The 13,643-nt window shown below is 40.9% G+C and carries 13 protein-coding genes; all 13 read left to right on the top strand.

Translation table 11 applies throughout. From position 1 onward, the window contains the following. Nucleotides 1–486 (top strand): hypothetical protein, encoded by a 486-nt coding sequence (locus tag HMPREF2780_RS06735; RefSeq protein ID WP_048777504.1) that lies wholly within the window; start codon nt 1–3, stop codon nt 484–486. A gap of 20 nt (nt 487–506) precedes the next feature. Continuing rightward, nucleotides 507–1,862 (top strand): PTS cellobiose transporter subunit IIC, encoded by a 1,356-nt coding sequence (gene celB, locus HMPREF2780_RS06730; RefSeq protein WP_061595980.1) that lies wholly within the window; start codon nt 507–509, stop codon nt 1,860–1,862. Between the two features lie 92 nt (nt 1,863–1,954). Beyond that, nucleotides 1,955–2,908: a competence protein CoiA gene (locus tag HMPREF2780_RS06725; protein WP_048777502.1), complete on the top strand. Its 954-nt coding sequence runs from the start codon at nt 1,955–1,957 to the stop codon at nt 2,906–2,908. 152 nt (nt 2,909–3,060) lie between these two features. Then, on the top strand, nt 3,061–3,456 hold the full coding sequence (locus HMPREF2780_RS06720) for a DUF1310 family protein (RefSeq protein WP_048777501.1): 396 nt from the start codon (nt 3,061–3,063) through the stop codon (nt 3,454–3,456). A 9-nt stretch (nt 3,457–3,465) separates the two neighbouring features. Next, nucleotides 3,466–3,663: a hypothetical protein gene (locus tag HMPREF2780_RS06715; protein ID WP_075202960.1), complete on the top strand. Its 198-nt coding sequence runs from the start codon at nt 3,466–3,468 to the stop codon at nt 3,661–3,663. Continuing rightward, nucleotides 3,593–3,979 (top strand): DUF1310 family protein, encoded by a 387-nt coding sequence (locus tag HMPREF2780_RS06710; protein ID WP_048777500.1) that lies wholly within the window; start codon nt 3,593–3,595, stop codon nt 3,977–3,979. Before HMPREF2780_RS06715 ends, HMPREF2780_RS06710 begins: the two co-directional genes overlap by 71 nt. Before the next feature lie 188 nt (nt 3,980–4,167). Next, the gene (gene pepF / locus HMPREF2780_RS06705; RefSeq protein ID WP_105026396.1) at nt 4,168–5,970 is read left to right on the top strand and encodes an oligoendopeptidase F; all 1,803 of its coding nucleotides are present in this window, start codon (nt 4,168–4,170) and stop codon (nt 5,968–5,970) included. Nucleotide 5,971: 1 nt separating this feature from the next. Then, complete coding sequence (locus HMPREF2780_RS06700) at nt 5,972–6,658, top strand: O-methyltransferase (RefSeq protein ID WP_048777498.1); 687 nt, start codon at nt 5,972–5,974, stop codon at nt 6,656–6,658. Between the two features lie 203 nt (nt 6,659–6,861). Beyond that, nucleotides 6,862–7,791 (top strand): peptidylprolyl isomerase PrsA, encoded by a 930-nt coding sequence (gene prsA / locus HMPREF2780_RS06695; protein WP_048777497.1) that lies wholly within the window; start codon nt 6,862–6,864, stop codon nt 7,789–7,791. 228 nt (nt 7,792–8,019) lie between these two features. After that, the gene (locus HMPREF2780_RS06690; RefSeq protein WP_048777496.1) at nt 8,020–8,505 is read left to right on the top strand and encodes an LURP-one-related/scramblase family protein; all 486 of its coding nucleotides are present in this window, start codon (nt 8,020–8,022) and stop codon (nt 8,503–8,505) included. A gap of 34 nt (nt 8,506–8,539) precedes the next feature. Continuing rightward, nucleotides 8,540–11,158 carry an alanine--tRNA ligase gene (gene alaS / locus HMPREF2780_RS06685; protein ID WP_048777495.1) on the top strand — a complete coding sequence of 873 codons (2,619 nt, stop codon included), beginning with the start codon at nt 8,540–8,542 and terminating at the stop codon, nt 11,156–11,158. Nucleotides 11,159–11,400: 242 nt separating this feature from the next. Beyond that, on the top strand, nt 11,401–12,423 hold the full coding sequence (argC, locus tag HMPREF2780_RS06680) for an N-acetyl-gamma-glutamyl-phosphate reductase (protein ID WP_048777494.1): 1,023 nt from the start codon (nt 11,401–11,403) through the stop codon (nt 12,421–12,423). Between the two features lie 17 nt (nt 12,424–12,440). Next, on the top strand, nt 12,441–13,634 hold the full coding sequence (gene argJ / locus HMPREF2780_RS06675; RefSeq protein WP_048777493.1) for a bifunctional glutamate N-acetyltransferase/amino-acid acetyltransferase ArgJ: 1,194 nt from the start codon (nt 12,441–12,443) through the stop codon (nt 13,632–13,634). Nucleotides 13,635–13,643: the final 9 nt, after the last annotated feature.

Genomic DNA, 13,643 nt, shown 5'->3' with positions numbered 1-13,643 from the left:
ATGCAAACACAAGAGCAAAAACGGAAAGAAAATAGCTTGAAATCGACTTATTTCAACCGTTATTTGATGCTTAGATATTCTTTAGCAGCCATGTTTTTTGGAAATTTGTACTGGTTGCTTGTCCAGCTCTTTAACTGGACTTTATACGCAGTAATTCCTATCATTTTACTGATTTATTCTATACTAGCAATAGCTGAGCAGTTTAAAATGTATGGCACAAAAGAAGTTTATTTGACTAAAACAAGATTGTTTTTCAATTTACAATCAATCGTTCAAATTCTATTGATCGCTCTTGTATTATGCACTGATCAAATCTCAATCATCTTCCCTATCTTCACTGCTAAGCTAAATAGCAAGTTGATTATTGCTTTCGTACTGGGGTTAGGTCAGTTGGTTAGTCTTTTTAGTCTTCATAGAATAAGATTAATTTTGGAAGGTCGAGATCGAGCTTTGTTAAGACTTCAGCAATTAGAAAAAATAATGTAAAAATATAAGGAGGTTTCGTTATGGAACAACAAGGAGGACTATTTGGTTTCTTAGAGAAATATTTCATGGGACCAATGGGAAAAATTGCTCAGTACAAAATAGTGCGGGCAATCACAGCTGCAGGTATGGGGGCAGTACCATTTACCATTGTTGGCTCAATGTTTTTAGTATTTAGTGTGCTGCCACAATCCTTCTCATTCTGGCCAATCGTTGCAGATATTTTTGCGGCTTCATTTGATAAGTTCCAATCGCTCTACATGATTGCCAATTATGCAACAATGGGTGTCTTATCACTTTATTTCGTTCTAGCTATGGGCTATGAATTGACAAAAATTTATGCCGAAGAAGAAGGTCTAAACATGAATCCGCTCAACGGAGCAATGTTGTCTCTCTTTGCTTTCATCATGACCATTCCTCAAATTGTCTTTGAAAAAAGTGCTATGACAGCAGTGACTAGTCTCAAAAAAGGTGCTGTTATTGCTGATGGTTGGGCAATTAGTAATGGAGTGACTCGTTTTGGCACAACAGGTATTTTCACAGCGATTATCATGGCAGTAGTAACAGTTCAGCTCTACCGTCTCTGTCTCAAGAAAAACTGGGTCATTAAGATGCCTGAAGCTGTTCCAGAAGGTGTGTCTCGTGGTTTCTCTGCATTAATTCCTGGTTTTGTAGTTGCCTTTACAGTTCTCTTCATCAATGGAGCTTTAGTTATGATGGGGACAGACATCTTCAAAGTAATTGCGATTCCTTTTAGCTTTGTAACTCACTTGACCAATTCCTGGATTGGTTTGATGATCATTTATTTCTTGACCCAATTGCTATGGATTGTTGGGATTCACGGAGCAAACATTATCTTTGCCTTTGTTAGTCCAATTGCCCTTGCAAATATGGCAAGTAATGCATCAGAAGGAGCGCGTTTTATTGTAGCCGGCGAGTTTTCTAATATGTTTGTTATTGCAGGTGGTTCTGGTGCGACTCTAGGTCTATGTATCTGGCTTGCTACTCGTGCAAAATCTGAGCAATTAAGCGCTATTGGTAAGGCTTCAATCGTTCCTGGTATTTTTAACATCAACGAACCTCTTATTTTTGGTATTCCTATCATCTACAACCCTACACTAGCCGTACCATTTATTTTGGCGCCAATGACCTCAGCGACCATCTACTATTTAGCAATGGAGCTAAACTTGATCAAGGCAGTCTTTGCACAAGTTCCTTGGCCAACTCCTGTCGGAATAGGAGCCTTCTTGGGAACAGGTGACCTAAAAGCGGTAATAGTAGCCCTTGTCTGTGCTCTAGCAGCCTTCTTAGTCTACTATCCATTCATCCGTGCTTATGACAAGAAGCTTCTCAAAGAAGAACAAGGAGCAAGTCTTTAATAAGCGCAGTTAAATATAGAAAAAGAGAAACTTGATAACGAGTTTCTCTTTTCTTTTACGAATAAAGAAGGTAAATGTTTTAGGAGGTGCTCATGTTTTCAGCGCGTGATAAGGACGGGAAAGTCCTTCATTTATTAAAGGAGTCATCCGTTCCAAAAGGAGATTATTTTTGCCCAGGGTGCGGAGGGCCTGTCCGTTTGAAAAAGGGGAAAATCATGCAGCCTCATTTTGCACATATTCGCTTATCAGACTGTCATTATAGTGTTGAAAATGAAAGCAAAGAGCATCTGAACCTTAAGGCTGCCCTTTTTCGCTGGGCCAATCAAACGACAAGAGTAGATGTCGAAGTGTTTTTGCCAGACTTGCAGCAGGTAGCGGATGTCTTAGTTGATGAGCGTCTTGCTTTAGAAGTTCAGTGTAGCAGTCTTTCTCAAGATAGACTTTGGGAGCGGAGTCATAGATATCGACAAGCTGGCTATCAAGTCCTCTGGCTCCTGGGAAAGAAACTCTGGCTCAGGCAAACTCTGACACCCTTGCAGAAGCAATTCCTATATTTCAGTCAAAACATGGGTTTTCATATCTGGGAATTGGACGAGGAAAGAAAGACACTAAGGCTGAAGTATTTGATTCATGAAGACCTCTTTGGGCGACTCCAGTATAAAGAAAAAGAATTTCTTTTTGAAAAAGGGAAATTGTTAGATATCTTACGCTTGCCTTTTAGCAAGCAGGAAATGAGTAGTTTCTTAGTGAAGTCAGATCCTGATATTTGCCATTATATCCGACAGCAACTCTATTATCGAAATCCCAAGTGGATGAAAATACAGGCCAGCTATTATCAAAAAGGAAAAAATCTTTTAACCATGTCCAGAGAAGAATTTTATCCGCAAGTGCGCCCGATTCGATCAGACCAGCCCTTGTGTCAGATTTCCCAAGACCTATCTGCTTATTATGAAAACTTTCAGCGCTATTATCAACATTCTCCAGATAAAAAGTACCAGATTGTCTACCCACCAGCCTTTTACGCAAGTTTAGATCAGTCTTGCTGAAAATTGGTCTAGCCCGGTTGTCTATTTTTGGGGCATTCTAGAATTTATCAAAATCGTGTATAATAAAATAAACTTACTACCAAATGGATTAAGACGTTAGACTTTATATTAAGTCTCCGCCTAAAAGGGTATCAGAAGTAAAAGGAGTCAACATGAAGAAAATAATTATCATCTTTCTGAGTATTCTAACGGTCGGTTCAGGCATGGTTTTAGGAGGTTGTAGTATGGTAAACAGTCGTTCAGAAAAAGAGAATGAAAATATGCAAATGATTAAACTTGTAGAAAGTAAAGAGGCTAAAAAAGCATTTTATCATTGGTTTACTTATGTTGATCCTCAAGCATTTAAAAAAGAGGGCTTTATACAAAGTTATGAAATAGATAGAAGCTCAGTTTCAAAAAATCCAATGAGTGGGATAGACTTCGATATTATAATAAATGGAAATTCTGATTTTATTATTAGTTGCAATATAAATAAAAATAGTGATGGAGAGATAGAAAGCACTAGTGCCACTTATTCTGATAAGTTATCCCAAGCATTGGAAAGATAGGAGTTTTGCATGGTATTAATAGATGATGGACAATTAAATGATAAGCAACATGTGGATATTGCTTTAAGAGAATATCATATTGATTCAAAAACTAAAGATGTGGTAATTGGGGAAGAGGGAAACGAAAGGAGCCATCATGAAGAAAATAATTGTCATCTTTTTGAGTATCATAACGCTCAGTTCAGGCATGATTTTAGGAGGTTGTAGTATGGTAAACGGTCGTTCAGAAAAAGAAGAAATGCTTCAGATTGTGGAGGGGAAGAAGGGGCGGAGAGCAATAGCAGAATTACTAAGACAGGAAGACTCTAAAGCATTGACAGAAAAGGGGATAATAAAAAAATATACAATAAATGAAAAAAATCTTAAATATAATCCTATGGGTGGCTTAATAGTTGAGCTTATAATAAACGATGACCCGGAATTAACAATTACCACAACATTGATGGAAGAGTCTGATGGAAACCTAGAACATACAGGTTATGTAATCTCTGGTGAACTCGCAAAGAAATTGAGAGGAGAATAATATGACGTATGATAAATAATTTAGTGATAAGAAAAACGACCTCTTTGGATCCGAGTCCTACATCGTAGGGAAACGGATCCAAAGATTTTTTAATATGCTTTATCAATTGAAATATACAGTCATTTTCAAACTTGAGTTTTATATAAACAAGGAATTTGTGATAAAATAAAAGGAATGGAGGATTTTTTATGGCTAAACAAAGAAATGAAATTGAAGAAAAATATACATGGGATTTAAGTACGATTTTCCCTACAGATGAAGCCTTTGAGACTGAACTTGCACAGGTTTCTGAAGAATTAAAAAATGCAAGCAATCTAGCAGGGCATCTGCTGGATTCGGCAGAAAGTCTTTTGACAACAACGGAAATTCAATTAGACTTGATGCGCCGTATTGAGAAACTTTATTCCTATGCTCACATGAAGAATGACCAGGATACTCGTGTAGCAAAATATCAGGAATACCAAGCTAAAGGAATGACTATTTACAGTGAGTTTGGTCAAACTTTTGCTTTCTATGAGCCAGAATTCATGGAAATTACAGAAGACCAATACCAAGCTTTTTTGGCTGAAAAACCTGAACTACAAACTTATCAACATTATTTTGATAGGCTTTTGCAGAAGAAGGAACACATCCTGACCCAGCGTGAAGAGGAGTTGTTGGCTGGTGCTGGAGAAATCTTTGGTGCTGCCAGTGAAACCTTTGCTATTTTGGACAATGCGGATATCGTCTTTCCGGTGGTTCACAATGAAAAGGGCGAAGAAGTCAAGTTGACACATGGAAACTATATTTCTTTAGTAGAGTCTAAAAATCGGGAAGTTCGTAAGGAAGCTTATGAAGCTCTTTATAGCGTTTATGAACAGTATCAGCATACTTATGCCAAGACCTTGCAAACAAATGTTAAGGTTCAAAATTACAATGCGAAAGTCCGCAAGTTCTCATCTGCTCGTGAGGCGGCCTTATCGGCCAACTTTATTCCAGAGAGTGTCTATGATAGCTTGGTTTCTGCTGTAGACAAACACCTTCCGCTTTTACAGCGTTATATTGCCTTGCGAGCAAAGATTTTGGGTATTTCTGATTTGAAGATGTACGATTTGTACACACCTTTGTCAGAAACAGATTACAAATTCACTTATGAGGAAGCCTTGGCTAAGTCTGAGGAAGTCTTGGCAATTTTGGGTGAGGATTATTTGAGTCGAGTGAAGACAGCCTTCTCAGAGCGCTGGATTGATGTTTATGAAAATCAAGGTAAGCGCTCAGGGGCATACTCAGGGGGATCTTATGATACCAATGCCTTTATGTTGCTCAACTGGCAGGATACACTAGATAATCTTTTTACCTTGGTGCACGAGACAGGTCACAGTATGCATTCCAGCTATACTCGTGAAACCCAGCCTTATGTCTATGGAGACTACTCTATCTTCCTAGCTGAGATTGCTTCAACGACTAATGAAAATATCCTGACAGAGAAGCTCTTGGAGGAAGTAGAAGACGATGCTACCCGCTTTGCGATTCTTAATCACTTCTTGGATGGCTTTAGAGGTACGGTCTTCCGTCAAACTCAGTTTGCGGAGTTTGAGCATGCAATCCACAAGGCTGATCAAGAAGGACAAGTGTTGACAAGCGAGTTTCTCAATGAGCTATATGCTGATTTAAACGAGAAATACTACGGCTTGAAAAAAGAGGACAATCCGCAGATTCAGTACGAATGGGCACGCATTCCTCACTTCTACTATAATTATTATGTTTTTCAATACTCTACAGGATTTGCAGCCGCTTCGGCCTTGGCTGAAAAGATTGTCCATGGTAGCCAAGAAGACAAGGACAAATATCTGAACTATCTCAAAGCTGGGAACTCTGACTATCCGCTCAATGTCATTAAAAAGGCGGGTGTGGATATGGAAAAAGAAGACTATCTAAATGCTGCCTTTGCAGTCTTTGAGCGTCGTCTGGATGAATTTGAAGCCTTGGTAGAAAAGTTGGGATTAGCATAAGATGGTCGAGACTTATAATCAAAACTCTAATCCCAATATGCGCCGGCCAGTAGTCAAGGACGAAATTGTAGACTTTATGAGACAGCGTCTCCAGCCGGTCGCTGGTGGACTCAAGGAGCTGGAGGATTTTGCCAGAGCTGAAAATGTGCCCGTGATTCCCCATGAGACAGTGGCTTACTTTCGCCTGCTTCTCGAAAGCCTACAGCCTGAGAAGATTTTAGAAATTGGCACGGCTATTGGTTTTTCGGCTCTTTTGATGGCGGAGCATGCGCCTCAGGCTCAGATTACGACTATTGATCGCAATCCAGAGATGATTGAGCTAGCCAAGGCTAATTTTGCTAAGTATGATAGCCGCCAGCAGATTACCCTTCTGGAAGGTGATGCAGTGGATTTACTTGAGACGTTAGAGGATTCCTACGATCTTGTCTTTATGGACTCTGCCAAGTCCAAGTATGTGGTCTTTCTGCCTCAGGTCCTCAAACGCCTCAATCCTGGTGGCCTGGTCCTTATCGATGACGTCTTCCAAGGCGGAGATGTTGCCAAGCCTTTTGAGGGAATTAAACGTGGCCAGCGGGCTATTTACCGTGGATTACATAGTCTTTTTGATGCAACTTTGGACAGCCCAGATCTGACTGCGAGCCTATTACCGTTAGGAGATGGTCTTCTGATGCTTAGAAAATCAAAATAAGCTGTAGATTTATAGGATTTTATCTAATTTTTAGAAAAATTTAAGCCATCAAATTTAATTTGTGGTACAATAGGAAAAGTGAGTGAACCAAGCTGTGTAGTTCATTTTTAGAGAATAAAGAACGCAGCAACTCAATCAAGAGTAGAGACAATGGAATGAATTGTTTCAAGTCTAACAATTTTTACAAAGGAGTTTTCATTAAAATGAATAAAAAAATTGTCGCTGGGGCAGTAACCCTTTTGTCAGTAGCTGTTTTAGCAGCTTGTGGAAAAACATCAGGTTCTGACAAGGACATTATTACTATGAAGGGTGATACTATTACAGTATCTGAGTTTTATGATAAAGTAAAAAGCAATCCTTCTGCTCAGCAAGTTTTGTTGAATTTAACAATTAAAGAAGTATTTGAAAAACAATACGGCAAGAAAGTGACTGATAAAGAAGTCGAAGAAGCTTATGAAAAGAGCTCAAAAGCTTATGGAGATAATTTTGCTCGTGTCTTGGCTCAAGCAGGTTTGACAGAAGATGCTTATCGTGAACAAATTAGAACCAATAAGCTTGTAGAGTACGCTGTTAAGAAAGCTGCAGAAAAAGAGCTTACTGATGAAAATTATAAAGCTGCCTATGAATCTTATACACCAGAGGTAACTGCGCAAATTATCAAGGTGGACAGTGAAGATAAGGCTAAGGAAGTGTTAGCAGCTGCTAAAGCTGAAGGAGCTGATTTCGCACAGTTGGCTAAAGATAATTCAACAGATGGCGATACCAAAGATAAAGGTGGCGAAATCAAGTTTGACTCTGCAGCTACTAATGTGCCAGATGCTGTAAAAAAAGCTGCTTTTGGATTAGAAGCTAATGCAGTTTCAGATCTTGTAACTGTTCGTAGCAATCAAGGACAAGCTAGCTATTATATCGTTAAGTTGGTAAGCAAAACAGAGAAGTCTTCTAAGTGGGAAGATTATAAAGATAAATTGAAGCAAGTTATCTTAACTACTAAGCAAAACAATACAAGCTTCATCCAAAGTGTTGTAGCAAAAGAATTGAAAGATGCAAACATCAAAGTTAAAGATGCTGCTTTCCAAAATCTCTTTTCTCAATACACCCAAACAAATACTTCATCTTCTTCATCAAAATAAGTTGACGAAGAAAGCATAAGCAAGTATAATGAAATGGTGAGAATTGATTTTTCAAGTTCTTAGTTCAGAGAATTGGCGGTGCTGCAAGCCATCTGAGACGAAAAATCATGCTACTCATCCTGCAAAATTGAATATAAAATGAGAATGACAAGTTCATTGAATGAAGGTGGTACCGCGGTTTTTCGCCCTTCGTGATATGGACTTGTCTTTTAATTTTTGGAGGTGTTTATGAAGACATTTCTTGTGAAACAAAAGTTTCGTTTTGGAGGCGAACGCTTCGATATCAAGGATGATAGAGGAGTAGTAAACTATCAGGTGGAGGGATCTTTTTTCAAAATTCCTAAGACCTTTACCATCTATGACGCCCATGGTGAGAAAGTCAGTGAAATCAGTAAAGAAATTTTTACCTTGCTTCCTCGCTTTAAGATTCAGCTACGTGACGGTTCGAATTTCTTTATTCGGAAGAAGTTGACCTTCTTGCGTGATAAGTATGAGTTTGATAGACTAGGGCTTCGAATTGAAGGTAACATCTGGGATTTGAATTTCAAATTGTTGGATGACCGAGATCAACTTGTCGCCGAAATTAAGAAAGAGATTTTCCATTTAACCTCAACTTACACTGTAACTGTCCTTGAGGACTCTTATGCAGATCTAGTCATTTCCCTCTGTGTGGCTATTGACTACGTCGAGATGCTGGAAAGTTCATCATCATAGGAAAAATATTGAAAAGATTTAAGGAGAAAAATAAATGAAACAAATGTCAAGTGCTCAAATTCGTCAAATGTGGTTAGATTTTTGGGCAAGCAAAGGCCACTCTGTAGAACCATCAGTCAGCTTGGTTCCTGTAAATGACCCAACTCTTTTGTGGATCAACTCAGGTGTGGCAACTCTTAAGAAATATTTTGACGGAACTATCAAGCCTGAAAACCCACGTATTACCAATGCGCAAAAAGCTATCCGTACCAACGACATTGAAAACGTGGGGAAGACTGCTCGTCACCACACCATGTTTGAGATGTTGGGGAACTTCTCTATCGGGGATTACTTCCGTGACGAAGCCATCACTTGGGCTTATGAGCTTTTGACAAGCCCAGAATGGTTTGATTTTCCTGCTGAAAAACTGTACATGACCTACTATCCAGATGATAAAGATTCTTATAACCGCTGGATTGAAGTAGGAGTGGACCCAAGCCACTTGATCCCAATCGAAGACAACTTCTGGGAAATCGGTGCTGGACCTTCTGGACCTGATACAGAAATCTTCTTTGACCGCGGAGAAGCATTTGACCCAGAAAACATCGGTGTTCGTCTGCTTGCAGAAGATATCGAAAACGACCGTTACATCGAAATCTGGAACATCGTTTTGTCACAATTTAACGCTGATCCAGCTGTTCCTCGTAGCGAATACAAGGAATTGCCTCACAAAAATATTGATACGGGCGCTGGTTTGGAGCGTTTGGTAGCGGTTATCCAAGGGGCTAAGACAAACTTTGAAACTGACCTCTTCATGCCGATTATCCGTGAAGTTGAGAAATTGTCTGGTAAGGTCTATGACCAAGATGGCGACAACATGAGCTTCAAGGTTATTGCGGACCACATCCGTTCCCTTTCATTTGCTATCGGTGATGGTGCTCTTCCAGGAAATGAAGGTCGTGGTTATGTCCTTCGCCGTCTTCTCCGTCGTGCTTCTATGCACGGTCAAAAATTGGGCATCAACGAACCTTTCCTTTACAAACTCGTTCCAACTGTTGGAAAAATCATGGAAAGCTATTATCCAGAAGTGCTTGAAAAATGCGACTTTATCGAAAAGATTGTCAAGAGCGAAGAAGAGTCATTTGCCCGTACCCTTCATTCAGGTCAACACTTTGCAGAAACCATTGTAGCTGACTTGAAAGAAAAAGGTCAAAGCGTCATCGCTGGACAAGATGTCTTCAAACTCTATGATACATACGGATTCCCAGTAGAATTGACTGAAGAAATCGCTGAAGAAGCTGGTATGACTGTAGACCGTGAAGGTTTTGAAGCAGCCATGAAAGAGCAGCAAGAACGTGCGCGTGCGTCTGCTGTTAAGGGTGGCTCAATGGGAATGCAAAATGAAACCCTCCAAAACATTACAGTGGAAAGTGTCTTCAACTACAATGCTAGTCAATTGCCTTCTAAGTTGGTCGCTATCGTAGCTGATAATGCTGAAGTAGAAGCTGTATCTGAAGGAGCTGCCTCTCTCATCTTTGCGGAGACTCCATTCTACGCTGAAATGGGTGGACAGGTCGCTGACCATGGACAAATCTTGGATGTTTCAGGAAACGTTGTGGCTACTGTAACAGATGTTCAAAAAGCACCAAATGGCCAACCACTTCATACTGTTGAAGTCCATGCTCCGCTTGCCTTGAACCAAGAATACACACTTAGCATCGACACCAATCGTCGTCTTCGTGTGATGAAGAACCACACGGCGACTCACTTGCTCCATGCAGCGCTTCACAATATCCTCGGAAGTCATGCAACCCAAGCAGGATCTCTTAATGAAGTCGAATTCCTCCGTTTTGACTTCACTCATTTCCAAGCAGTGAGTCCTGAAGAATTGCGTGCTATTGAACAGCAAGTTAATGAGAAAATCTGGGAAGCTATCGCCATCAAGACAGTTGAAACAGATATTGACACTGCTAAAGAAATGGGAGCCATGGCTCTCTTTGGTGAGAAATATGGTAAGGAAGTACGCGTTGTGACGATTGGTGACTACTCAGTGGAGCTCTGTGGTGGTACCCACGTTGGCAACACCTCTGAGATTGGTCTCTTCAAGATTGTCAAAGAAGAAGGGATTGGTTCAGGTACTCGCCGTATCTTAGCAGTAACTGGTAAGGAAGCCTTTGAAGCCTACCGTGAGCAAGAAGACGCTCTGAAAGCTGTCGCAGCAATATTGAAAGCACCTCAGTTCAAGGAAGTGCCTCACAAAGTCGAAGGACTTCAAGAGCAGCTCCGTCAACTCCAAAAAGAAAATGCAGAATTGAAGGAAAAAGCCGCAGCCGCAGCTGCAGGTGATGTCTTCAAGGATGTGAAGGAAGTCAACGGACACCGTTACATTGCTAGTCAAGTTTCTGTATCAGATGCCGGTGCCCTTCGTACTTTTGCAGATAACTGGAAACAAAAAGACTACTCTGACTTGCTTGTTCTAGTTGCAGCGATCGGTGACAAGGTTAACGTTCTTGTAGCTAGCAAGACAAAAGATGTGCATGCAGGAAACCTGATTAAAGAATTGGCTCCAATCGTCGATGGACGTGGTGGTGGTAAACCAGACATGGCCATGGCAGGAGGAAGCAACCAAGCGAAGATTCAAGACTTGTTGGATGCAGTAGCTGAGAAGTTATAATATTAGATAATAGATAGATAAAAGGTCTGCTCTTTTGGCAGATCTTTTTCTGTACTCTCAGCTTCATTACTCCTCTGTATGAGAAGAAGATATTCTGCTTTTAGGCAAGCAATCATGCATGTTCTTTCAAATCTTTAATGCTATCTTCAAAAAATATTGTATAAAAATACAAAAAACGCTTGACAAAGTGAAGAAATATACGTAAAATAAAACGCATATTTATACGGAGGTGTTTTAAAAATATGCGAATTTCGATTGTAGGAATTACTGGTTACTCAGGAATGGAACTCCTCCGTATTTTACTGCAACATCCGCAGGTGGAGGTCGTTTCCCTTCATGCCAGCCGAGATATGGAGGCTCCTGTTTCAGAGCTTTATCCTCATTTGAAGGGGATTTGCGACTTGAAAATAGAAGCTTTTGACAGTCAGGAAATAATGCGACGAGCAGATCTTGTTTTCTTTGCAACGTCAAGTGGAGTGGCTAAAGATTTGTCAAAAGACTTTGTAGAAGCAGGATTTCCAGTCATTGACCTATCAGGAGATCATCGTTTATCAGGGAATATTTATAAAAAATGGTATCAGAAAGAGCCAGCTGAAGACTATGTCCAAAAAGAGTTTATTTATGGGCTGTCTGAGTTTACAGATGTCAGAGGGAAGCGATTTATTGCTAATCCCGGCTGTTATGCGACAGCTACAGAGTTGGCCTTGATTCCCTTGCTACAGGCTCAGGCTATTGAGCTGGACTCCATTATTGTCGATGCCAAGAGTGGTTTGACAGGGGCTGGGAAAAATCCAGTTGCATCCAGCCATTTTGTCCATGTGCACGATAACTATGTGACTTATAAGCTGAATCAGCATCAGCATATTCCAGAGATTGTGCAGCAGTTGCAACGTTTTGATGAGGGATTGCAGCAGATTCAGTTTTCAACTTCCCTTATTCCGCTCAATCGTGGTATCGTGGCGACAGTTTATTGCAAGTTGAAAGAACCTTTGACTCGAGAAGAGCTGGTTGCTATTTACCAAAATTGCTATCAGGATAAGCCTTTTGTCCGTATTCAAGCAGCTCTGCCGAATTTGCACCAGGTTGTCGGTACTAATTATACAGATATTGGTTTTGACTATAATCCTGTGACAAATATTTTAACTATAGTGGCTGTGCTGGATAACCTGATCAAGGGGGCTGCTGGTCAGGCAGTTCAAAATATGAATCTGATGCTGGGCTTCCCTGAAACAGATGGCTTGCTCAGTCAACCGTCCTATGTCTAGATGAGAAAGGGTTAGTTATGAAGATTATTGATGGAACGATTGCCAGTCCGCTAGGCTTTTCGGCTGACGGTTTACACGCCGGCTTTAAGAAAAAGAAGTTGGATTTTGGTTGGATTGTCTCTGAAGTGCCAGCCAGTGTGGCAGGAGTTTATACGACTAATAAGGTCATTGCTGCTCCGCTTCTAGTGACCAAAGCATCAATCCAAAAGAGCCAGAAATTGCAGGCAATAGTGGTTAATTCTGGTGTTGCCAATTCCTGTACAGGCCAGCAGGGGCTGGACGCCGCCTATGAGATGCAGCGATTGACTGCCCAAAAGCTACAGATTGAGTCCGACTTGGTTGGTCTGGCTTCTACAGGAGTCATCGGCGAGCAGCTTCCAATGGATGCTCTAAAAAATGGTCTGTCACAGATTCTGGTGAGTGGTAAGGCAGAAGATTTTGCTGAGGCTATCCTGACGACAGATACTTGTACAAAGACCTGTGTAGTTACAGAAGAGTTTGGCTCAGACCTGGTAACGATGGCGGGAGTGGCTAAGGGCTCGGGCATGATTCATCCGAATATGGCAACTATGCTGGCCTTTATCACCTGTGACGCTAATATTTCTAGTGCTACCTTGCAAAAGGCTCTCAGTCAGCATGTAGAGTCAACTTTCAACCAAATCACGGTGGATGGAGATACATCTACCAATGACATGGTGCTTGTCATGGCTAATGGCTGCCGACAAAATGAAGAAATTCTGCCAGATACGGAAGAATTTGAAAAGTTTTCTAAGATGCTCCGCTATCTTATGGCTGACTTGGCTAAGAAAATTGCCAAGGATGGCGAAGGAGCGACCAAGTTGATTGAGGTCAATGTTCGGCATGCCAAGGATGAACGGAGTGGCCGTATGATTGCTAAAAGTGTCGTTGGCTCTAGCTTGGTTAAAACCGCCATTTTTGGCCAAGATCCCAATTGGGGCCGAATCTTAGCAGCTATCGGCTATGCGGGAGCAGATGTCTCAGTAGATAATATTGATATTTGGATTGCGGGGATTCCAGTTATGCAGGCTTCTAGCCCTGTGGCTTTTGACCACGAGGAGACTGGTGATGCCATGGCTGGAGAACTGTTGACCTTGACCATTGACCTACACGATGGGGACGCTGAAGCTCAGGCCTGGGGTTGCGATCTATCCTATGATTATGTGAAAATCAATGCCCTCTATAGAACCTAAGGAGAAATG

The sequence above is a fragment of the Streptococcus sp. HMSC062B01 genome, assembly GCF_001811085.1.
GTDB lineage: Bacteria > Bacillota > Bacilli > Lactobacillales > Streptococcaceae > Streptococcus > Streptococcus gordonii.
Note: the sequence above shows the minus strand (reverse complement) of the source record. Positions and strands in the feature narration are given on the sequence as shown.